Genomic DNA, 18316 nt, shown 5'->3' with positions numbered 1-18316 from the left:
CGTGGCCGCTGTGGGCTGGGCCGCCAAAGCAAGGCCAAGTTCGTGAGTCGTAGGGCCGCATATGGGTGAGTAACGTTTGGAAGTCAAGTTGGCTCCCAAGGAACCTTCACATTGTAGCCCCGATCTTCCATGGCTCGAATTCGTCGTCACCAATACCCAAAATTTCCGACTTGGTTTTCTGGCCCGACGCCGTGGCGAGAATAAGGTCGAAGATGCGCCGGCCGCTCTCCTGAATTGTTTCTTCACCGTCGACGATAGTTCCGCAGTTGATGTCCATGTCGTCAGTCATGCGTCGATAGAGGGAGGTATTCGTTGCAAGCTTGAGCGATGGCGTTGGCTTACAGCCAAAGACGCTGCCGCGCCCCGTCGTGAAGCACAAAACATTGGCACCACCGGCGACTTGCCCTGTAGCGGACACCGGGTCGTAGCCGGGCGAGTCCATATAGACGAACCCCTTTGCGGTGATCAGCTCTGCATATTTGTACACGTCGACCAGATTCGTCGTGCCGCCCTTCGCGACTGCACCCAGCGACTTTTCGAGAATGGTTGTCAGGCCACCGGCCTTGTTACCCGGTGACGGATTGTTGTTCATCTCACCGCCAGTGCGAGCACAGTGCTCCTCCCACCAGCGGATGCGCTCGACGATTTTCTCGCCGACCTCCTTGGTGACGGCACGGCGTGTCAGCAGATGCTCTGCACCATAAATCTCGGGCGTCTCGGACAGCACCGCGGTGCCGCCATTGCGCACCAGAAGATCAACGGCCGCACCCAGCGCCGGATTGGCGGAGATGCCCGAATAGCCGTCGGAGCCGCCACACTGCAGCGCCAGGATCAGCTCACTGGCCGGCAGCGGTTCGCGCTTCACGTCGTTGGCTTCGGGCAACACTTCCTTCAGGAAGCCGACCGCACGGCCCACAGTCTTCGCGACGCCGCCTTCATCCTGAATCGCCATCGGAATGAGCTTAGGGCCTTCTTTCAGTCCCTCCGCATTCATCAGGCCGGAGATCTGGTTGGTCTCGCAGCCCAATCCCAGAACGACGACCGCCGACATGTTGGGATGTCTTGTGTAACCGGCGAGGGTGCGGCGCAGCACATCCATCTCGAGGCCCGACGCCGCCATGCCGCACCCGCCGCCATGCGTCAGCGGCACTACGCCATCGATGTTGGGATACTCGGCAAGCAACGGCTCGAGCTTCGCGGCGATCATGCGGCTGGTCGCGGCAGAGCAGTTCACCGTCGTCACGATGCCGATGTAGTTGCGCGTCGCCGCCCGGCCATCGGCGCGGCGATAGCCCATGAACGTCGCGGGCGGCGCGATGTAGTCGGTCGGGTGCGCATCGGCGCAGAAGGCATAGTCACGCTCGAAGTCGCCCATCACGCAGTTATGCGTATGGATGTGCGTCCCCGGCGCCAGATCCTCGGTCGCGAAGCCGATGATCTGATTGTACTTGCGCAGCGGCTCACCCTTCCTGATGGCCCTGGTCAGGATCTTGTGGCCAGGCGGCACACGCGTCGCGGCGGCAACCTCGCCCTCGACCTTGGTGCCGGGCAAGATGTCCATGCGCGCCACGACAACGTTGTCAGCCGGATGCAACCGGATGGTAAGCGGTGCTGTCATTGTCGTTTCCTCCAGAACTGACAAGCACGCTACGCGGCGCGCTTGCTTCTTATCGCGTCGATGGTCGCAAACAGGTCCACGCACTCGGCCTGGCCAAGCGACCTCAGCGGCGCCCGCATGCGCGACCAGGCCGCCGCATCGTTGCGGCGATGCCCCACCAGCGCTTTGACAGCCGCCGTCACGGCGAAGGGCAGCACGGCTTCGACCATCGCATTGACACGTGGTTCTTCGATGCCGTCGAGCAGCGCTTGCATCAAATCGGGGGCAACGTTTGCTAGTCCCGTGATCGCGCCCGAGGCGCCCAGCTTCATCGCGCGCGCCAGCAGGCGTTCGTCGCCGATCAGGATGTGCAGGTCGCCATGCTGTTTCAGGAGTGCCTGAGCATTGTCCCAATCACCAGAAGAATCCTTCACGCCCTTGATCTGCGCAGGGAAGGCTTTCTTCAGTTGGCCGATCAGGTCCATCGACAACCCGACCGCCGTAACCTGCGGGATGTGATAGAGGATGACGTTGCTCGCCTTCGGGCCGAGCCCCATCAACACCGCGGAGATCCAGTCGAACAGGCCTTCATCGTCGGGGTTCTTGAAATAGAACGGCGGCGCCAGAAGGAAGCTCGAGCACCCCAGCATCAGGCCGGCGCGGCCCTGAGCGATCGCATCCTCGACCGAGCTGGCAGCAATGCCGACGACGAGCTGAGTCCTGGGATCGATACCGGCGCCGACCAGAGCACCCAGTGCCCGTTGCCGTTCGTTCAGCCCAAGCGAGGCGCCCTCGCCTGTCGTGCCGAACGCCGTGATGCTGTTGCAGCCATCCGCCAGCGACTGTCGCGCGTGTGCGACGAGCCGTGGCAGGTCGATCGACCGGTCTTCGGCAAAGGGTGTGGCAAGGGCGACGGAAAGGCCAAATCGATCGGTGCGCATGGCGGCATGATAGGCCGCCCCCTTGGAAAGGAAAGCGGAGGAAAGAAAGCGGGGCGCCGAAGCGCCCCGCCATAGTTAGTCAATTCACCTAATCGTGGCCCCAACCCCAGCCGCGATTCCAAGCGGGCTGCGGCTGCCAGGGGTTCGGCGTCCAATAGGCGGCCGGCGGCGGTCCACCCCGCCAGCGGCCGTCGACCCAGACCTGACGGCCATGATGCCAACGCCAATAGCCTGGCACCCAGACTCGCTGGACGGGTGGCGCGTAGTAACGCGGCGGCGCCGGCCTGCCGATATAGATGCCGAACGACTGGGCGCTGGCCGGTGTGACGGCCGCGGTACCGAGCGCCACCGTCAAGAAACTGGCGGCGGCGATCGTGGTGAGAGCGATACGCTTCATCATAGTCAGCCTCCGTTCCCGGCGGCATCACACCGCCTCAAAGGGAGATACGCATCGACCCCTGTGAAAGTGTCTCCCCATCTGGGGAATTCGCGCGCCCATTCCGCCGTCTTTTGGACACGCTCATTTCCCGCCGAGCAGCAGAAGAATGACACCGGCCACGCTGACCAAGATTCCCAGCAGGCCGATCGCGTGCAGCTTCTCGTCGCGCAGGAAGAAATAGCTCAGCACGACTGCGATGAGCGGAAACAGCGCGACCAGCGGCGCCACCAGGGCGATCGAGCCGAGCCCCAGCGCTGCATAAAGAAGAAAGGTCGCCGTGCCGTTGGCAAAGCCGACGCACAGGAACCAAAGAACGCCTTCGCGAATCGCAGGGCCTTCGCGAAAGGCGCGACGGCCAACCAGGAGGAGGATCACAGCGGAGGAAAGCGTGTAGCCGATGGCCGCCGCCGCCAAGGGTTCATGCCAGATCGCGAGACCCGCCTTGATCGCGGGCTGGATCGAGCCGCGCACCAACGCCGCCGCCAAGGGCAAGCCGAGCACCCAGACCGACCACTGCCGGCCACCAGCCCCACCACGCAGCGCCAGCAAGGCGACACCGCCCACCACCATCGCGAGTCCGGCGAGTTGCGCGAACAGCAAGTGCTCGCCCAGGAACAGCACGGCCCCCAACACGGCAAAGAGCGGCGTGACATTGCCGACCGCGCCGGCCACGGCTGGCCCCAGTTTCTCGTTGGAGCGCACCGAGAGGATCGACACGACCACGGGGAAGATGCAGCCCACTCCGGCGAAGATCGCCACGGCACGCCAATCGAGCGCATCCCAATCGACCAGAGGTAGCGCCAGCAACCACGCCACCACCGCCGAACCGATGATCGAATAGAGCGGCGAGCGCCAGGACGGCATGGTCCGGAGCCCGAATTGCGTCAGGATAAGTGCCAGGGCGAAGCAAAACGCCGCGCCGAGGGCCAGAAGGGCTGCCCCGCTCATGGGAATCTGCTATTCCCGCCGGCTTCCAAGAACGAGGAAAACTATGGACACGCTCACCTACTGGAACGGCACCTGGCACGAGGGCAACCCGGCTATCCTGGGCCCACGCGACCACGCCTTCTGGCTGGGCTCCATGGTATTCGACGGCGGCCGCGCCTTCGAGGGCTGCGGACCGGATCTGGACCTCCATGCGGAACGCGTCGTGCGGTCGGCCCGCGCCATCGGGCTGAACCCCACCCAGACACCGCAGGACATACTTAAGCTGATGCACGAGAGCGTGCGCCGCTTTGGTCCCAAGGCCGAGCTCTACGTGCGGCCGATGTTCTGGGCCGGCAAGGGTGGCGCCGGGCCGATCTCGGTCGATCCCGACTCAGCGCAGTTCCTGCTCTGCACCTATGTCTCGCCGATGCGCGCCGGCACACCGCTGACCCTGGGCCTCTGCCGCTCGATCCGTCGGCCGACGCCGGAGAGCGCACCGACCGATGCCAAGGCGAGCTGCCTCTATCCCAATTCTTCGCGTGGCGTCGCCGAGATGATGAAGCGCGGCTTCAACAACGGCATCGTGCTCGACGCAATCGGCAATGTGGCGGAGACCTGCAGCTCCAACATCTTCCTCGCCAAGAACGGCACGGTGTCGACGCCGGTGCCAAATGGTTCATTCCTGGCCGGCATCACGCGCAATCGCACGGTGAAGCTGCTGCGCTCGGCCGGCATCACAGTTGAGGAGCGCACCGTCACGACGGCCGATCTCGAAGATGCTGACGAGCTTTTCACCACCGGCAATGCCGGCAAGGTCCAGCCGGTCAGCCGCTACGAAGATCGCGACCTGCAGCCCGGCCCGATCGCCGCCCGCGCACATGAACTCTACATGGCGTTCTCGCGCACGCAGCGAGTGATCTAGCGACCAGAACAGGGAAGGTGTTGGTCCAGCCAGCACTGGACCTGCACATCCGTGTCTGGCGACCAGTCCGAACCGCGCGGGATGCGCTCCAGGTAAAGAAACTGGATCGTCTTGATTCCCAAGGTCGCCAGGACCGCCTTTAGATACGGCGTCAGGAAGTCTGGTTGCCGGGCGCGTTCGCCGGTGATGAACCCGCCCGTCGCGACGACCACATAGGTCGGTCGATCCGTCAGCAGACCGACCTTTCCGGTCGGCGTCGACCGGAATGTACGTTCCAGGCGAAGCACCTGGTCGATCCAGGCCTTCAGCACGGCGGGCACGGTGAAGTTGTTCATCGGTGTGCTGATGACGAGACCGCCTGTTTGTTCGAGCTCGCTAATCATCGTCTCCGACTCCGCAAGTGCCTGACGCTGTCCCTCGTCCTGCTTGGCCGCAGGCACATACATGGCCTCGGTGAAGGCCTCGTCGATCAACGCCGGTGGTACTGCCGCCAGATCACGCTGAAGAACACGCAGCGCCGGCTCACGCACCTTCAGACGACAGATGACGTGCTCCGCTGCGGCGCGACTCTGCGAGCGGCCGAAGCGCGGGCTGGCCTCGAGCAGCAGCACCGTATTCATCGCAGAGGTTTTCCAAAGTGCAGTGCCGTCGAAAGCATGCCCCACCGGAAATAGAACCTCTGCCCCAATGAATTGTTGAGCGCGGTATCCAACGTCAACCAGTCGTAGCCAGCGCCCTTGGCGATCCGCGAGACCTCGTCCAACACGAGCGCGCCGATTCCGCACCGGCGTTCACTGTCGAGCACGACGAGGTCGTCGACATAGACGAAGCGGCCCCGGACCAGGTTCTCCTGGAACCGATAGCCGGCTGCACCGACGGGATTGCCGTCTCGCCAGGCCGCAAGCAGCCGGTAACTCTCCTTCTCCTGCCGGCGCACCCGTGCAAGCAGCTCCACACCATCAGCAAGATGCGGCCGCAACTGCTGCATCAGCGGAAAGCACGCCCCGAGATCTTCGTCGGTATCGGCGTGACGCAACTCAAGCGCGCTCACGGACCGCCTCCACTCTGGCGACCGGATGCTGGTTGCGCATGCCAATCGCGACCCGGTTCCAGAGATTGATCATCCCGATCAGGATTGTGAGATCGGCGATCTCCTTGGCCGAAAAGTGCTTTTGCAGGAGTTCGTAGTCAGCATCGGGTGCATGAGTCTCGGCGATCAGTGTCAGAGACTCGGTCCAGGCCAGCGCAGCACGCTCGGCCGGCGTGTAGATTGGCGACTCTCGCCAAGCGTTGAGGAGATAGAGCCGCTGCTCCGTTTCCCCCAGCTTGCGGGCGTCCTTGCTGTGCATGTCGAGACAGAAGGCGCAGCCGTTGATCTGTGACGCGCGCATCTTCACCAGGTCGACCAGGCTTACCGGCAGACCGCTGCGCTGGATGTAAGTTTCGACGGCGGTGAGAGCCGCGTATCCCTCGGGCGAGGCTTTCGGGATCGAAAGGCGCTGAACGGACATGTGTTACTCCTAAAAGTGACGTCCGTTAGATGGCACTCTTATGGCCTATATAAATGGTCCAAGATTTGAGAAAATCACTAGGCCATGCCTCGCCATACCGAACGCCTCGTTTCCACTCCCCTGGCGCGGTCCGCGCTCCCTTTGCAGGAGCAGCTTTACCAGCGGATCCGGACGGCAATCGCCAAGCGGCAGCTCACGCCCGGAGAAAAGCTGCCTTCGGTCCGCACTCTGGCGAGTGAGCTGGGCGTAGCGCGCGGCACCGTGGACATGACCTACGCGCGGCTCGTCGGCGAAGGCTACCTCCTCTCGCGTGGACCCGCCGGAACGATCGTCTCGCCCGATCTGCAGATCGGCGCTCTGCCCGCGCGCTCGGTCCGCGAGAAACTGCAGCCAGCGCCCGAGGAGGAATCAGGCACCGAGCCGCGACCGTTCCAGTTGGGCCTGCCCGCCCTGGACGCGTTCCCGCGCGCTCTTTGGGCGCGATTGACCGCACGCACCGCCAAGCGACTAAGCGGCGGCGCCCTCTCCTATCCCGCCTATGCAGGCCTGCCCGATCTCCGCGAGGCAATCGCGTCGTACCTCGCCGTCTCGCGCGGCGTGCCGTGCCACGCGTCGCAGGTGGTCATCACCAGCGGCTATCAGGACGCCCTCAGCCTGATGGCTCGTCTGCTCCTGCGGCCGGGCGACGGGGTGTGGTTCGAGGAACCCGGCTATTTCCTTGCACGCCATGCCCTGGAAGCGGCATCGGCCCGGCTGCTGACCATCCCTGTCGACGATCAGGGACTGAACGTGGAGTTCGCGCAAGAGAACGCGCCCCGCGCCCGGCTCGTAGTGGTGACGCCCGCCCATCAGAGCGCGCTCGGCGTCGCCCTCTCACTCGCCCGCCGACAGAGGCTCCTTGCCTGGGCCACCGAGACGAAAGGCTGGATCGTCGAGGACGACTACGATGGCGAGTTCCACTATGTCGGGCGAAAGCTCCCGGCACTGAAGAGTCTCGATCTCGCCGACCGCGTGATCTACGCCGGCAGCTTCAGCAAGACCCTCTTCCCCGGCCTCTGCCTCGGCTATCTCGTCGTGCCTCATTCCCTGATTCAGCAGGTCATCGAGGCGAAGCGCGCCACCACCCATGGCGAACCTGTGCTGGGTCAACGCGTCGTTGCTGACTTTCTTTCCGGAGGACACTTCGGCCGGCATCTCAAGCGCATGCGCGGCCTCTATGCGGCCCGACGCGACGCTCTCGCCTCGGCACTGCGCAGCACCTTTGGCGATCGGCTGGAGATGACGCTGCGGCCAGGCGGCATGCATCTGCTCGCCCGTTTTCCCGAACAGGGCGACGACGTCGAACTCGCACGCCGCGCCCTCCGGCATGGTCTCCTGCCTACCGCGCTTTCCGCCCAGTACCTCGGACGGACACGCGATTCCGGCCTGATGCTGAGCTTCACCAACATTCCGGAGGAACAGGCTCTCGCGCGAGCGAAGGCCCTGGCACGCGCCATCGCCTAGGTCGCAGCCTAGGTCAGCGCGAAGCCTTCGTAGCCGTTCGCCACGATCTCCTCGCACTTCTGGCGATACTTCGGCGCGCCGCCGGCATAGGCCATGAAGGTGCGCTTCTGACGGCCGGCGACATTCTTGTTCACGCCAGTCATCCACGAATCGACTTTCGTCAGCAGCAATCGTGACGCGGTGTCATGGACATGCGCCGTCCAGGTCTCCTCGGCATCCGGCGTCGCCTCGATGCGCGTCAGCCCCTTGTCGCGCATGTGCTCCAGAAGATCGCTCACGAATTCGACGTTCTGCTCGATGCAGCGCGGCAGGTTGCAGAAGGTCGCGGCATTGTGCGGACCGACCAGGGTCAGCATGTTGGGGAAGCCCGCGACGTTCATGCCGAGATAGGTGTGCGGGCCGTCGGCCCACTTGTCCCGGAGCTTCTCGCCATTGCGGCCGCGGAAGTCGATGCGATCGAACGCGCCGGTGATGGCATCGAAGCCGGTCGCGTAGATGATCATGTCGAACTCGTACTCGGCATCACTCGTCTTGAGCCCCTTTTCCGTGATGCGCTCGATCGGCGTCTCGCGCAGATCGACGAGCTTCACGTTGGGCTGGTTGTAGACCTCGAAGTAGCCGCTCTCGAGCGGCACGCGGCGGGTGCCGTAGCCGTGGTTGGTCGGGATCAGCTTGTCGGCGAGCTTCTGATCCTTTAACCGGGCCCGGATCTTCTTGATCACGAACTGGGTGAGCGCGTCGTTGGCCTTCTGGTCCATCAGCACGTCACGGAAGTTGCCCTGCCAGAAGGCGAAACCCGGCATGTTGTAAAGTTCCTCGAAGAACGCATCGCGCTCCTCGGGCGTAACCTCAGTGGCATGGCGTGGGTCGGCGGTGTGAATGAAGCAGCCCCAGTTGTCGCGGCACTGCGCGAAGATCTCATCGTAGCGGCCGCGGATCTTCTCCATCTCCTCCGGCGCGATGGCGCTGTTGCGCAGCGGCGTGCACCAGTTGGGCGTACGCTGAAATACGGTGAGATGGCCCACCGTCTTGGCGATCTCTGTGATGGCCTGCACACCCGAAGCGCCGGTGCCGATCACCGCCACGCGCTTGCCGGCGAAGGTCACGGGACGATGCGGCCACAGGCCGGTGTGCCAGGACTCGCCCTTGAAATCCTCGACGCCGGGGATCACCGGCATGGTCGGCGACGAGAGCGGCCCGATGGCCGTCACCAGGAAGCGGGCGCGGGCGCGCTTGCCGTCCTCGAACGTGGCTTCCCACTCGTTGGCGGCCTCGTCCCAGTGCGCGGACTTCACGCGCGTGTTGAAGGTGATGTCGCGACGCAGGTCGAACTTGTCGGCAACGAACTCGCAGTAGCGCAGGTTCTCGGGCTGGCCGGAGAAATGCTCCTTCCAGTTCCACTCTTTCAGCACCTCGGATGAGAAAGAGTAGCCATAGGTCCAGCTCTCCGAGTCGAAGCGCGCACCTGGATAGCGGTTCCAGTACCAGGTGCCACCGACACCGCCGCCGGCCTCGTAGACATGCGCCTTGAAGCCGAGCTGGCGCAGCTTCAGGAGCTGGTACATGCCTGAAAGGCCCGCGCCGATGATGATGACGTCCCAGCGCTCGATGTCGGCGGTCATGGGGGCTTCCTCCTTAGATTTGGCCCCAGCATACAGGCCGCCATGGCGACAGGGCAGAACCCACTGAGCGTTCCCTGCCGACCTGCAAAAGGGCAGAACATTGCCAAATGGCGGGCAACCGGACGATGGCGGGCGGCGTTTGTCGAGCAGAGGAGGGTTTTCCCCATGTTCCTCCGCGTTCTTACATCCCTCGGCGTGCTGGTTATGCTCGTGAATGCCTGCGATCCGGTGATCCAGATCGCCCCGTCCAGCAACTATGAGGTCGTTGCCCTGACTGCCGAGTAAGGGCCGGCTCTCAGCCGTGGTGCCAGAATGCCCAGGCCGCAACACACGCGATGCCAAGGGCAGTTAGCCCGAAGAAGATAAAGAAGCTCAGGAAAGCCCGCTTGAGGTGGTGCCGACCGTCGTCGGTCAATTCGTGCCACTGCAGCCTGCGAGTCAGCGAGAATTTGGGAACGTGGCCTGCAGCATGGGCACGGGCGTGCACCACGACAAATCGCAGGCCATGCCAGAGGGCCGCCAGGATTGCGACCGTTCCCAGCAGCCAGAATGGCAGAAACATCAACCAGACTTCGAGATCCTGATTCACCGGCTTCTCCCCCCGAGGGCGGGAGCAGTGCCACATCCTGAACCTGTGGCCAAGCTGCCCTAACGGCCAAACCGGGGGTCGAAGGGGAAGCGGCGCCAGCGCCGGTCGTCGAACAGAACGAGAAAGAGTTGGGCAAACAGTGGACCCAGCCGCGGATCGTCAGGCCCCGCCGCCTGGGTCCAGGCGGTCGTTTGCGACAAAGCGAGATCGTCGCGGCAATAGACGCCGAAGACATAGAAGCGGCCCGGCGTCGGCGGTTTCAGGAAAGTCTGGCCGGAACAGACGCGCGCGGCCGTCAGATCGTTGGCCGGGTCGAACACGAGCGCCAGCCGATAGCTCGGCCTGACCTCCTCGGGTGGCGTCTCGTAGGTGAAGGTAAGGTTGGGACGGGGCTTGTTCGCCTGCATCACCGGCAGCAGGTGGTGTTTCACCTCCCCTATTGGCAGCGCCGGGAAGGGATTCCCGGCCATGACGACCTGAAACCGCCGGCCGTCCGTGGCGGCCCAGAACTCCGAAAAATCGTATTGCGGCGCATAATCGGCGCCGCCGACGGTCTGCGCCTGCCCGGGAAGGGCGGCCGCAAGCATCAGGGTCACAGGAAGGACACAGCGCCAGGACCGCATTTGTGAAACTTTCCACCCTGAAGGTCGTTAGCGTGTCTAATCGAACGCGAAGCGGTGGGGCCATGTTCCCGCCAAGTCACGTCACTGGGAGTTTGAGAGTATGCTGAAATTCATCGCCCTTTCCGCCATGGCCTTTGGCCTTGCCGCCTGCGGTGAGACTTGGGGCCAACGAGCCGTCACCGGCGGCGGAATTGGCGCAGGTACGGGTGCCCTCATCGGCGCCTTGACGCCCATCGGCCTACTGCCAGGCGCACTGGTCGGCGGCGCCGTTGGCGCTGGCGTCGGTGCCGCGACGGCACCCCGGCGATAATTCAGGAGCAAGTCTAGGCGCGCGCCCGGTCCTCCCACCCACCCACCACACGGCCCGATTGCGTGCTTAGGCGAGCGAGAGGGGCGCGGATCGCAAGGTCCGCGCCCCTTCTTTTTTGCCCACCCCTCTGCACCACCCAGTCTCCAGGCATGCCGGCACCGCGTGCCTAGGCCGGTGAAAGCGTGCTTTGCCCAGCCGCCAAATCCGCTCGCTTCTTGATCTCGGCCGTTGTCAGGCCTTTGCCGTCGGGCCGCCAGCCGGGCGGACCAAACAGATACATCCAAGCCTCGTTGGGTGAGCGCGCGGAGGCGAGATCCTGTGCAAGCCCGATCCACGGATGCACGTTGATCAGGAAGGGATTGCGCGAAGACACCGCGGGCGAAACCAGGCCGAAGTCGCAGGGCAGATCCTTGCGCTCCGCGACGTAGGTGCCGAACAGCCGATCGAAGACGATCAGCACACCACCGTAGTTGGCATCGAGATACTCGGGATTGCGGGCGTGATGGACGCGGTGGCTGGACGGCGTGTTCAGCACATATTCCAGCCAGCCGAGCCGCGGGACCCAGTCGGCATGCAGCCAGAACTGGTAGAGCAGATTGAGGAACAGCGCCGTCAACACCGTGACCGGCGTGAAGCCCAGCAGGACCAGCGGCGTGAAGAAGAGCGACGTCCCCGTGAACTTGCCGAACCAGCCTAGACGGTAAGCTGCGGAAAGGTTGAGCTGGTTCGGTGAGTGATGCACCGAGTGAGACGTCCAGAACCATCGCACGGTGTGACTGGTGCGGTGATACCAGTAGTAGAAGAATTCCAGCCCGAGGAAGAGCAGCAGCACCGACCCTATGTCGTCGAGCGACTGCGTGAACAGGCGATGCTCCCAGACCCAGTCGAGCCAGGGTGCCGCGAAGGTATAGGGAATAAGCGCCAGCAGTCGACGGCCGCCAAGGTCGGCCAGCGAGCAGGCCCAGCTCTTCCAGTCGTAGCGTTCTGCCCGCCTCTTCGACAGGACCAGCCCTTCGACCAGAGCAGCGCCAATCACCACCGGCAGAATGACGAAATAGAGCGAAGCGAGCTGATCCATGAAGCGCTCCAGAGGCTTTGCAGTCCCAAGAATATGAGCAATGCTCACATTCTTAGACTCGCCTTTTCTGTCGGAGCAACGCCATGGCCACACGCCGCCAATCCGTTGGAAACAAACGCCGAATTCCGCGTCAGGCACGCGCGACCGAGACAGTGGCTGCAATTCTGGAGGCAGCGGCTCAGGTTTTGGAAGCCGGCGGGCTCAGCGCCTTTACGACCAACGCCGTCGCTGAGCGCGCAGGCGTCAGTGTCGGCACGCTCTACCAGTATTTCGGCGACAAGACCGCGATCCTGCTCGCCCTGGCTCAGCAGGAACTCGAACTGGCGTTGAGCGATGTCGGCCGTGCGCTCCAGGCCGAAGCCCATCCCTTAGTCGAGGGCCGTGTACGCGCCATGGTGCGTGCGATCGTGAATGCCTTTCGCGGACGCCAGCGCGCCCGCAAGGCCGTGCTGCAGGCAATCCTGGCGCAAGGACGCGGCTTGGAGACGATGGCGCCTCTGGCAGCCTTTATCGCCCACGCCAGTGAGCAGGTCGGCCGCGGACCGAAGCCGATGCTGGCCACGCTTTCGCCAGAGCAGGTGTTCGTGCTGTCACGCAGCATGATGGGCACCATCCGCGCCGCGGTGCTTGAAGAGCAGCCCTTTTTCAGAAGCCGCGCGTTCGAGGATGAAATCGTGCGTCTGGTGACGGCCTACCTCGATGCCGTCACGCGGTCGGCGGTGGAGCGTGAGGCCTGAGCCACGCCGCGGGCGAAGTCGGCCACCTCGTCCTGCCAGTCGACGCGATGGGAATCGGGAGAACTCGACGTCGCGGCCAGCGTGAAGTCGAGATGGACACCCGTCTCGTGCGCGAAGACGCGACCGGTCAAGAGCTGGGCGTAGGCGGCGGCCGAACGGTGCGGCGTGCTGGCGCCCGGCATGACGTGCGCCAGCAGCGGCATCAGGTTCGACCAGGCCCAGCGCTCGACGGTCGACCGCTCGCGCGCCAGGCCCGTGCCTGGCATGAGACCGGGATCGAAGGCAAAGAAGCGCGGCCCTTCCGGCAGCCCGCGTCGGGCCAGCGCGTAGACGTCGAGAATCGCGCAGAGCTTGGAGGTGGCATAGCGGTCCATGCCTTGCTGCTTGACCGGCACTGCCGCATCGAGATCGCCGTGCGCGACGCGATCGATGCCGACATAGATGCCACCGCGAAAGCCGAAGCGGCGGGCGCCGACATCCGCTGGATCGTGCGTGCCGCTGGCGGTGATCGCCACTGGCGCCCGAGGCGCCATCGACGGTCGCAGCCGGTCGATCAGCACGGCGTGCGCGAGCCAGTTGGCCTGAAAGGTTTCCTCGTAGCCATCCGTGGTCAGGCGTCGCGGGCCCACGATCTGCAGGCCTGCATTGGCAGCGAGCGACGCCAGCGGCGTATCGGCGAGCCGGGCTTCGACGAGATCGGCAAAGGCATGGGTCGAGGCCAGCGAAGCGAGGTCCAGTGGCAATATGGCGAGCCGGTCCGGGCCGGCCAGTGCGCGCAGCGTCGTTGCAGCCGCCGGACGGCGAGCCCCGACGATCAGGCGATGCGAGGAGTCGGCGAGCAGCGCCCGGGCGAGCTCGAGGCCAACGCCCGAGGTAGCGCCGGTAACAAGATGGACGATCGACGACATGGCTTTGACTCCGGCTGATCTCAGTCGAAGATGGGAGCAGCCCCTACCATCGTCCATTCGCATGGGAGCCGCCGCCGTGCCGAGCGCGTTGAAGCCGCGCAAGAAGCCATCGCAGGATCGTTCCACCGCGACCGTGGACGCCATCGTCGAGGCCGCGATTCGCATTTTGCGCGAGGGCGGATGGACCGCTTGCACCACCACGAAGGTGGCGGAGCTGGCGGGCGTATCGGTCGGCTCGCTCTACCAGTACTTCCCCAACCGCGCCGCAGTCGCCGTCGAGATCGTGCGCCGCCGCACGCGCAAGCTCATGTCGGCCGCGATCGGTGTCGACCTTGCGGGCGCAGCGAATCTCAAGGAAGCGATCGGTCGTGCCATGGCCGCGTTCCTCACCGAGAAGCGTACCAGCCTCGATCTGTCGCTGGCGCTGCGCGATGCGCTGCCCGAGGTACAGGGCCGCCAGGCCATCATTGAGGAGGCGCGGAGCTATGCGCCGGCGTTCCGGGCCAAGCTGGCGCCCCTGGCCGAGGGCGTGCCGGATGTCGCACGTCTTGCCGTCGCGATGGCCGCCGTCGAAGGCACTGTCTGGGAGATGCTGGCGCAGGACGCCGCAGCGCTCGAGCAACCCGAGGCCGCGTCGGCGCTGGCCGGCGTCTTCATGGCCGCGGCTGGTCTCGATCCCGGTCGAACCAGATCTTGAGGCGGTCGAGCATCGCAAACAGCGTACGCTGGTCCTTCTCCGACCAGTCCGCGAAGGCACGCTGGGTCCACGGTGTCAGCGCCGCCACTGCGGCGCGATGCTTGGCAAGCCCGGCCGGTGTAAGAACCAAAAACTTGGAGCGTCCGTCAGCGCCGTTGCTGCGTTCGCGCAGGAAGCCCAGCGCCACCATCTTCTGCACCGTCTTGGTGACGCCCGGCTGCGGTTGTTGCAGCGCGCGGGCGATCGACGTCACGGTCTTGGCTTCGTCCGGGCGATGGCTGAAGTGGTTCAGCACCACGAGCTGCGGCAGCGGCAAACCGAGCGGCTTCAGGAGGCGGTTGCCCTCGGTCGTGGTCAACTGGTCGATGATGGCGATCCAGTTGACGATGCGAAAGGCAAGCGGCGGTTCTGTCATGCGGCCAGGAAGCTCTGCAGCGCCCGTCTTGGCGACGGGCCGGGATCGGCAGCATAGCCCAGCCGGAAGAGCATCTGCAGCGTGGCGTCGCCTGCTACATCGGTTTCTTTGTGCATGGCCCTGCGTAGCTCGGCCATCTCGGGATATTCCTGCAGGGTCTGGCTGTGCGGTTGCAATGCCACGCCGAGCGACGTCGCCTTGAGCTGCAGACGCACGAAGGCGCGGCCGACGGCGATTTGCGTAGCGCGCGTATTGTCGGCGCTGGCGATCCATCCGAAGGCCCGCGCGCTGGCATAGCCTGCCAGGGCATAGTCGCGGCCGCCGCTCCAGGCGAGTGTGCCGGGAGTCATCGCCTTCTCGGGCGTCATTTGCCCGGCTTGGCGCAGCGCCCAGATCATCGGTCCCTTCAGCGCAATGCCATCGCGGTGGGCCGCGATCTCGGCAGCGCCGATGCGCACAACGTCGATGCTCTCCTTGTGGGTGAGATACGTGTTCATCTCGAGCTCAGAACCAGCGATGGCGAGCGCCCGCAGGCGCTCGACCTTGTCTGCCTCGTCGACGATCGACAGCGGCAGTGCGGTCGCGGTGTGAGCCGCAAGCAGCGCAGCGCGATGCGCGGGATCGAGCGGCCTTGCCTCGAACTTGGTCTTCACGGTGCGCCGGCGCGGCACCTCGGCAAACAGCGGATCGACCGCAATGCCGTATTGCCGCGTGAAGACGATGCGCGCGACCGGCCTGTCCAGCGACCACTCGCCCGCAGGGAAGATCGAAACGTCGGCGCGCCAGCCCTCGGCCGCCGCTGCCATCGTCAGGATCTCGAGGAAACAACCATGGCCGATCAGGATCTGGCGCGAGAACGGGTCGGTCGCGGGCAGCAGTCGCCTGCCGTCGACATGGAGCAGGATCGTATCGGGCTGAGAGAGGTCGACCGCCCAGGATTGCAGATTGTGCGGATTGGGCGCCAGCAGCGCCCAAGCCAAAGCGCGCCGCCGCGGGTCGGTATCCGACGGTCCGGGACCAGCCCAGCCTTCGATCGCGCTGGCCGGCATGGCGTCCAGCCGTGGGATCCCCACGACGGCTCCCGCCGCGACCACGACACCACCGCCCAGCACTCGGAGGAGAGCCTTGCGTGAAAGAGCCATGAAAAACCCTCTAAATATTCCAAGGAATATTAATATATTCCTTGGAATATAAATAGACAAGCACAAAAGAAGCGCCGATGGCTGTCGTTCTAGAGGCTGTGGGGAAGCGGCACGGCCAACAGCACGCCGAACTCACGGGCGAGGTCGCAGCTCACGCGCGCATGCACCTTGCCCTGCTTGTCGAAGAAGCGGCCTGTCGGGTTCACCGGAAACACGCCTTCGTGCCAGACGCCGGGATTGATGTAGATGCCGAAGCTGCCATCCGACCAGAAGGCCTTGAACGCTTCGGGCTTCAGATCGTCGCCCGGCAGCGACACCGGCACCACGAACGGCCGGCCATCGAGCGGCCAGAAGAGCTGGCCGCCGTCCGGATGATAGTTGCAATGCCACAGGAGCACGCGCCCTTCGCTCAGCTTCACGCCGGGCCGCGCCGTTTCCGGTAGATCGCGGAAGCCAATGACATAATGGCCACCCACCGCCTCGTTGCGGCCGATCAGCTCGTTGCCCCGCCATTCGCAGGCGAAGGTGCCTTCGGTCGTACCGCCTTCTATGCCAGTGCCGGCATCGAGCCGCCGCCAGCCAGTCAGCGGCCAGGGTACGATCTCGATCCGGTGCTTCTTAGGATCGCGCACGACCTCGCCATACCCTTTGAGCGACTTCGCATCGGCACGCACCAGCGGCACATCGAGGAGACGCAGCCCTGATGGAACATCCGGATTGAGGTAGTCGATGACGACGGTATCGGACACGCTCAGGCCGCCTTGCCCAGATCCTCGCCGGCGAGCGCGCGTTCGATCAGCTTCACGACATTGTCGCGACCGTAGAGCTTGATGAACGCGCCCATGCGCGGCCCCTGCTCGCTGCCCAGCAGCACCTCGTAGAGGGCCTTGAACCACTGACGCAGCTCTTCCTTGGCGAAGTGCCGCTTGCCTGCCTCGTAGACCTCGTCCTGGATGACCTCGGCTGTCGCCGTCTCATCGATCTTCCGTAGAGTCGCGGCAAGATCCTGCAGCGCCGCGCGCTCCTTGTCGTTGGGCAGGCGGAACTTCTTCGAAGCCTTGACGAAGTCCTGGTAGTAGGCGACCGCACCGGCCAACAGCCGGTCGAGATACGGCGCATTCTCCGGCGTCGCGCCCGGCACATAACGGCGCAGGTATTGCCACAGCACGTTCTTGTCTTCGGTATTCGCCACACCGGCAAGATTCAGCAGCATGCCGAAGGTAACGCCGGCGGCCGAATTGGTCGGCGCCGTGCCGTTGTGAATGTGCCAGGCGGGATTCTCCAGCGCCTTGGCGGGTTCATCGGCCGGCAACTTCTCGACGGCGGAAAGGTAGTCGTCGACGGCACGCGGGATCACGTCGAAGTAGAGGCGCTTGGCGCGTCGCGGCTGCTGCTGCATGTAGAGCGCCAGCGATTCCGGCGGCGCATAGCGCAGCCACTCCTCGACCGAGAGCCCGTTGCCCTTGGACTTGGAGATCTTCTTGCCCTCTTCGTCGAGGAAGAGCTCGTAATTGAAACCTTCCGGCGGCTTGCCGCCCAGGATCTTCACGATCTTGGCCGAGAGCTCAGCCGAGGGGATGAGATCCTTGCCGAACATCTCGTAGTCGACGTCGAGCGCAAACCAGCGGCCGGCCCAATCGGCCTTCCACTGCAGCTTGACGTTGCCGCCGGTGACCGGCGTCTCGACCAAGGAACCGTCCTCGTCGTGGTAGACGATCGTGCCGGCATCGGCATCGACCTTGACTAACGGCACCTGCAGGACGCGGCCGGTCTTGGGCGAGATCGGCAGGAAGATCGAGTAGGTCGCGCGACGCTCCTCGCCGAGTGTCGGCAGCATCACCGCCTGCACCTCGTCGTAATGCTGCAGCATGGTCAGCAGCATCTTGTCGAAGCGGCCGGACTTGTACCAATCGGTGGCCGACTGGAACTCGTATTCGAAGCCGAAGGAATCGAGGAAGGCGCGCAGGCGCGCGTTATTGGCCGCGCCGAAGCTCGGATGCTCGTTGCTGAACGGATCCGGCACCGCCGTGAGCGGCTTACCGAGATGCTGCGCCAACATCTCCTTGTTCGGCACGTTGTCGGGCACCTTGCGCAGCCCGTCCATGTCGTCGGAGAAGCAGAACAGCCGCGCCGGCACGTCGCTGAGGCGCCGGAACGCCTGGCGCACCATCGTGGTGCGCACGACCTCGCCGAACGTGCCGATATGCGGGAGCCCCGACGGACCGTAGCCGGTCTCGAGCAGCACGTAGCCTTTCGCCGGCGTTTTGCCGCCAACGCGGGCGACGAGCTTGCGGGCTTCTTCAAACGGCCACGCGCGCGCGGCCTCGGCGAGGGTACGATCAATCTGAGACATGG

General features: G+C 64.6%; 21 protein-coding genes. 5 read left to right on the top strand and 16 right to left on the bottom strand.

The genetic code is table 11. The features are described 5' to 3' along the window. Window positions 1-106: 106 nt before the first annotated feature. The 4 genes from EPO50_RS21930 to EPO50_RS21915 all read right to left on the bottom strand — a co-directional run bounded on the left by EPO50_RS21930 (window position 107) and on the right by EPO50_RS21915 (window position 3925). On the bottom strand, window positions 107-1618 hold the full coding sequence (locus EPO50_RS21930; RefSeq protein ID WP_296347482.1) for a UxaA family hydrolase: 1512 nt from the start codon (window positions 1616-1618) through the stop codon (window positions 107-109). 29 nt (window positions 1619-1647) lie between these two features. Next, window positions 1648-2538, bottom strand: coding sequence for a dihydrodipicolinate synthase family protein (locus EPO50_RS21925; protein ID WP_296347480.1), 891 nt, complete (start codon window positions 2536-2538; stop codon window positions 1648-1650). Between the two features lie 88 nt (window positions 2539-2626). Beyond that, on the bottom strand, window positions 2627-2938 hold the full coding sequence (locus EPO50_RS21920) for a hypothetical protein (RefSeq protein WP_296347478.1): 312 nt from the start codon (window positions 2936-2938) through the stop codon (window positions 2627-2629). 120 nt (window positions 2939-3058) lie between these two features. Further along, the gene (locus tag EPO50_RS21915) at window positions 3059-3925 is read right to left on the bottom strand and encodes a DMT family transporter (RefSeq protein WP_296347476.1); all 867 of its coding nucleotides are present in this window, start codon (window positions 3923-3925) and stop codon (window positions 3059-3061) included. Between the two features lie 43 nt (window positions 3926-3968). Between EPO50_RS21915 and EPO50_RS21910 the strand changes: the two genes are divergently transcribed. Beyond that, on the top strand, window positions 3969-4826 hold the full coding sequence (locus EPO50_RS21910; RefSeq protein ID WP_296347475.1) for a branched-chain amino acid aminotransferase: 858 nt from the start codon (window positions 3969-3971) through the stop codon (window positions 4824-4826). Here the strand turns inward: EPO50_RS21910 and EPO50_RS21905 are convergent. Genes EPO50_RS21905 through EPO50_RS21895 form a run of 3 tightly spaced genes read right to left on the bottom strand, consistent with a single transcriptional unit; the run spans window position 4823 to window position 6337 of the window. Continuing rightward, complete coding sequence (locus EPO50_RS21905; protein ID WP_296347473.1) at window positions 4823-5437, bottom strand: NAD(P)H-dependent oxidoreductase; 615 nt, start codon at window positions 5435-5437, stop codon at window positions 4823-4825. The genes EPO50_RS21910 and EPO50_RS21905 overlap by 4 nt on opposite strands. Before the next feature lie 5 nt (window positions 5438-5442). Further along, window positions 5443-5877 carry a GNAT family N-acetyltransferase gene (locus EPO50_RS21900; protein ID WP_296347472.1) on the bottom strand — a complete coding sequence of 145 codons (435 nt, stop codon included), beginning with the start codon at window positions 5875-5877 and terminating at the stop codon, window positions 5443-5445. Further along, complete coding sequence (locus EPO50_RS21895; RefSeq protein WP_296347470.1) at window positions 5864-6337, bottom strand: carboxymuconolactone decarboxylase family protein; 474 nt, start codon at window positions 6335-6337, stop codon at window positions 5864-5866. The genes EPO50_RS21900 and EPO50_RS21895 overlap by 14 nt, the downstream gene beginning before the upstream one ends. An 84-nt stretch (window positions 6338-6421) precedes the next feature. Here EPO50_RS21895 and EPO50_RS21890 point away from each other — a divergent pair, with 84 nt between their 5' ends. Further along, on the top strand, window positions 6422-7840 hold the full coding sequence (locus EPO50_RS21890; protein WP_296347468.1) for a PLP-dependent aminotransferase family protein: 1419 nt from the start codon (window positions 6422-6424) through the stop codon (window positions 7838-7840). Between the two features lie 8 nt (window positions 7841-7848). Here EPO50_RS21890 and EPO50_RS21885 read toward each other — a convergent pair whose 3' ends face one another. The 3 genes from EPO50_RS21885 to EPO50_RS21875 form a co-directional block, all read right to left on the bottom strand. Further along, on the bottom strand, window positions 7849-9462 hold the full coding sequence (locus EPO50_RS21885; protein ID WP_296347466.1) for an NAD(P)/FAD-dependent oxidoreductase: 1614 nt from the start codon (window positions 9460-9462) through the stop codon (window positions 7849-7851). Window positions 9463-9757: 295 nt separating this feature from the next. Next, window positions 9758-10051: a hypothetical protein gene (locus EPO50_RS21880; RefSeq protein ID WP_296347464.1), complete on the bottom strand. Its 294-nt coding sequence runs from the start codon at window positions 10049-10051 to the stop codon at window positions 9758-9760. Window positions 10052-10110: 59 nt separating this feature from the next. Then, window positions 10111-10674, bottom strand: coding sequence for a hypothetical protein (locus EPO50_RS21875; protein ID WP_296347462.1), 564 nt, complete (start codon window positions 10672-10674; stop codon window positions 10111-10113). Between the two features lie 100 nt (window positions 10675-10774). Here EPO50_RS21875 and EPO50_RS21870 point away from each other — a divergent pair, with 100 nt between their 5' ends. After that, window positions 10775-10984, top strand: coding sequence for a bacteriocin (locus EPO50_RS21870; RefSeq protein WP_296347461.1), 210 nt, complete (start codon window positions 10775-10777; stop codon window positions 10982-10984). A gap of 166 nt (window positions 10985-11150) precedes the next feature. On the opposite strand, the gene EPO50_RS21865 is transcribed toward EPO50_RS21870, so the two are convergent. Then, complete coding sequence (locus EPO50_RS21865) at window positions 11151-12062, bottom strand: sterol desaturase family protein (protein WP_296347459.1); 912 nt, start codon at window positions 12060-12062, stop codon at window positions 11151-11153. An 83-nt stretch (window positions 12063-12145) separates the two neighbouring features. On the opposite strand from EPO50_RS21865, the gene EPO50_RS21860 reads away from it, so the two are divergent. After that, window positions 12146-12799 (top strand): TetR/AcrR family transcriptional regulator, encoded by a 654-nt coding sequence (locus tag EPO50_RS21860; RefSeq protein WP_296347457.1) that lies wholly within the window; start codon window positions 12146-12148, stop codon window positions 12797-12799. Here EPO50_RS21860 and EPO50_RS21855 read toward each other — a convergent pair. Continuing rightward, the gene (locus EPO50_RS21855; protein WP_296347455.1) at window positions 12754-13707 is read right to left on the bottom strand and encodes an SDR family NAD(P)-dependent oxidoreductase; all 954 of its coding nucleotides are present in this window, start codon (window positions 13705-13707) and stop codon (window positions 12754-12756) included. The two genes, EPO50_RS21860 and EPO50_RS21855, sit on opposite strands and share 46 nt — an antisense overlap. A 61-nt stretch (window positions 13708-13768) precedes the next feature. Here EPO50_RS21855 and EPO50_RS21850 point away from each other — a divergent pair, with 61 nt between their 5' ends. Continuing rightward, entirely contained in the window at window positions 13769-14404 is a 636-nt protein-coding gene (locus EPO50_RS21850; protein ID WP_296347454.1) for a TetR/AcrR family transcriptional regulator, read from the top strand. On the opposite strand, the gene EPO50_RS21845 is transcribed toward EPO50_RS21850, so the two are convergent. From EPO50_RS21845 to EPO50_RS21830, 4 genes are all read right to left on the bottom strand, one after another. Next, window positions 14361-14819, bottom strand: a complete 459-nt coding sequence (locus tag EPO50_RS21845) for a MarR family winged helix-turn-helix transcriptional regulator (RefSeq protein ID WP_296347451.1) — start codon at window positions 14817-14819, stop codon at window positions 14361-14363. The genes EPO50_RS21850 and EPO50_RS21845 overlap by 44 nt on opposite strands. After that, window positions 14816-15961 (bottom strand): twin-arginine translocation pathway signal protein, encoded by a 1146-nt coding sequence (locus EPO50_RS21840; RefSeq protein WP_296347449.1) that lies wholly within the window; start codon window positions 15959-15961, stop codon window positions 14816-14818. Before EPO50_RS21840 ends, EPO50_RS21845 begins: the two co-directional genes overlap by 4 nt. Before the next feature lie 89 nt (window positions 15962-16050). After that, a complete protein-coding gene (locus EPO50_RS21835; RefSeq protein ID WP_296347447.1) occupies window positions 16051-16710 on the bottom strand; it encodes an ureidoglycolate lyase in 660 nt (219 codons plus the stop codon). Between the two features lie 2 nt (window positions 16711-16712). Continuing rightward, window positions 16713-18314, bottom strand: coding sequence for a lysine--tRNA ligase (locus tag EPO50_RS21830; RefSeq protein WP_296347446.1), 1602 nt, complete (start codon window positions 18312-18314; stop codon window positions 16713-16715). Between the last annotated feature and the right edge of the window lie 2 nt (window positions 18315-18316).

The organism is Reyranella sp. (genome assembly GCF_004297405.1).
Lineage (GTDB): Bacteria > Pseudomonadota > Alphaproteobacteria > Reyranellales > Reyranellaceae > Reyranella.
Note: the sequence above shows the minus strand (reverse complement) of the source record. Positions and strands in the feature narration are given on the sequence as shown.

Coding starts and splice junctions, on each gene's coding strand:
- EPO50_RS21930 (WP_296347482.1), bottom strand. CDS start 1,618: ATGACAGCACCGCTTACCATCCGGTTGCATCCGGCTGACAACGTTGTC.
- EPO50_RS21925 (WP_296347480.1), bottom strand. CDS start 2,538: ATGCGCACCGATCGATTTGGCCTTTCCGTCGCCCTTGCCACACCCTTT.
- EPO50_RS21920 (WP_296347478.1), bottom strand. CDS start 2,938: ATGATGAAGCGTATCGCTCTCACCACGATCGCCGCCGCCAGTTTCTTG.
- EPO50_RS21915 (WP_296347476.1), bottom strand. CDS start 3,925: ATGAGCGGGGCAGCCCTTCTGGCCCTCGGCGCGGCGTTTTGCTTCGCC.
- EPO50_RS21910 (WP_296347475.1), top strand. CDS start 3,969: ATGGACACGCTCACCTACTGGAACGGCACCTGGCACGAGGGCAACCCG.
- EPO50_RS21895 (WP_296347470.1), bottom strand. CDS start 6,337: ATGTCCGTTCAGCGCCTTTCGATCCCGAAAGCCTCGCCCGAGGGATAC.
- EPO50_RS21890 (WP_296347468.1), top strand. CDS start 6,422: ATGCCTCGCCATACCGAACGCCTCGTTTCCACTCCCCTGGCGCGGTCC.
- EPO50_RS21885 (WP_296347466.1), bottom strand. CDS start 9,462: ATGACCGCCGACATCGAGCGCTGGGACGTCATCATCATCGGCGCGGGC.
- EPO50_RS21875 (WP_296347462.1), bottom strand. CDS start 10,674: ATGCGGTCCTGGCGCTGTGTCCTTCCTGTGACCCTGATGCTTGCGGCC.
- EPO50_RS21870 (WP_296347461.1), top strand. CDS start 10,775: ATGCTGAAATTCATCGCCCTTTCCGCCATGGCCTTTGGCCTTGCCGCC.
- EPO50_RS21865 (WP_296347459.1), bottom strand. CDS start 12,062: ATGGATCAGCTCGCTTCGCTCTATTTCGTCATTCTGCCGGTGGTGATT.
- EPO50_RS21860 (WP_296347457.1), top strand. CDS start 12,146: ATGGCCACACGCCGCCAATCCGTTGGAAACAAACGCCGAATTCCGCGT.
- EPO50_RS21855 (WP_296347455.1), bottom strand. CDS start 13,707: ATGTCGTCGATCGTCCATCTTGTTACCGGCGCTACCTCGGGCGTTGGC.
- EPO50_RS21850 (WP_296347454.1), top strand. CDS start 13,769: ATGGGAGCCGCCGCCGTGCCGAGCGCGTTGAAGCCGCGCAAGAAGCCA.
- EPO50_RS21845 (WP_296347451.1), bottom strand. CDS start 14,819: ATGACAGAACCGCCGCTTGCCTTTCGCATCGTCAACTGGATCGCCATC.
- EPO50_RS21840 (WP_296347449.1), bottom strand. CDS start 15,961: ATGGCTCTTTCACGCAAGGCTCTCCTCCGAGTGCTGGGCGGTGGTGTC.
- EPO50_RS21830 (WP_296347446.1), bottom strand. CDS start 18,314: ATGTCTCAGATTGATCGTACCCTCGCCGAGGCCGCGCGCGCGTGGCCG.